The sequence below is a fragment of the Psychrobacter sp. ASPA161_9 genome (genome assembly GCF_051970275.1).
Classification (GTDB): Bacteria; Pseudomonadota; Gammaproteobacteria; order Pseudomonadales; family Moraxellaceae; genus Psychrobacter.
Genome location: NZ_JBEFNI010000020.1, coordinates 1 through 1,422, shown reverse-complemented (window position 1 = coordinate 1,422; position 1,422 = coordinate 1). Strand labels below are relative to the sequence as shown.

2 protein-coding genes are annotated in these 1,422 nt (G+C 41.3%); both read right to left on the bottom strand.

What is annotated here, in order from left to right:
* Positions 1 to 32: 32 nt before the first annotated feature.
* Complete coding sequence (locus ACTQ9S_RS13715; protein ID WP_440455266.1) at positions 33 to 872, bottom strand: IS3 family transposase; 840 nt, start codon at positions 870 to 872, stop codon at positions 33 to 35.
* Positions 860 to 1,378: a helix-turn-helix domain-containing protein gene (locus ACTQ9S_RS13710; protein ID WP_440455265.1), complete on the bottom strand. Its 519-nt coding sequence runs from the start codon at positions 1,376 to 1,378 to the stop codon at positions 860 to 862. The genes ACTQ9S_RS13715 and ACTQ9S_RS13710 overlap by 13 nt, the downstream gene beginning before the upstream one ends.
* Positions 1,379 to 1,422: the final 44 nt, after the last annotated feature.

The following is a 1,422-nucleotide window of genomic DNA, read 5'->3' as shown; positions in this document are numbered from 1 at the left end:
TGAACCGACCCCCAAATGTTGGACGGTTTATTTTATATCAAGGACTGAGTTCTGTACTGCACAGGATTCAGTCCTTTTAGTTTCATTTGAATGCGCTCATTATTGTAATAATGAATGTATTCATGAATCTGTTTTTCTAACTGCTCAATCGTTTGAGGCTTATCAATATAAATCGTCTCACACTTAAGTGTCCCGAAGAACCCTTCCATCAGTGCGTTATCTAAGCAATTGCCTTTTCTGCTCATACTTTGCTTAATACCGTGCTGTTTAAGCGCCCTGCTAAACTTCTCCATTTGATAATGCCATCCTTGATCTGAGTGCAGCATTAATCTCTTATCACGGCACGCTTTCGTCTTTTCTAAAGCCTCACCTAGCATCTTGCTAACTAAGTCATAAGTCGGGCGCTTTGAGAGTGTATAACTGACAATCTCATTGTTATAACAATCAAGTATGGGCGACAAATACAGCTTATCATCACCCACCTTAAACTCAGTAATATCGGTGAGCCAGCGCTTATTTGGTTTATCTGCATCAAACTGACGCTTTAAATGATTCTTCGCAATCTTACCGTGTTGTCCTTTATAAGATCGATACTTCTGACGTCTTATCTTTGCGCTAAGCTTCATGTCATGCATAAGCTTAGCGATGAGCTTATGGTTATGATAAACCCCTAACTGCTTTAGCGCGGCCGTGACTCTACGATAACCATACCTGCCTTTGTGCTTGTGATAAAGCTCAGTAATACGCTGTTTTAAGTCTGCATATTTGTCTTTAACATCAAACTGACACCGATGGTAGTAAAAGACACTCTTAGCTATCTTAGCAATGTCTAGCAAAGCAGATAAAGGGTGCTCTTGCCTCAATGCTTCGATGAGCCTTGCTTTTTGCCTGCTCGTTCCTCCGCTTTGAGCAAGGCATCGAGCTTTTTTAGGTAGGCATTCTCCGCACGTAGGTATTCATTCTCACGCTTCAATTCTTCTAAGGTTTTCTCATCATCAGGTTTGTCTGTAATAAAGGGTTTACTCATGGCGGTTCTACCTTTAGGCTTGGTTATTAGTCCAAACATGCCTTGTTGTCGATATGCTCTGTGCCAATGACTGATTAAGGCCGGTGAGCTGATGTTAAATGTCAGTGCAACTCCAGATTGACTTAAACCTTCCTTAAGCATGGTGGTTATCACTTTGTATTTAAACTCACTGCTGTATTTGGCCTTACTTGTCTTTGGCTTAATGGCATCTATGCCACCGCTTTGGTATTGTTTAACCCATTTGAATACAAACTCTGGATTGACGTTAAACTTCCTAGCGGTGGCGTGATTACTATGGCCTTGCCGATAGTATGCGATGACTTGCATCTTAAAGTCTAGATCGTAACGCATAAAAATACCCCATAAGTTGTGTCCAACTTATGGGGGTCGGTTCA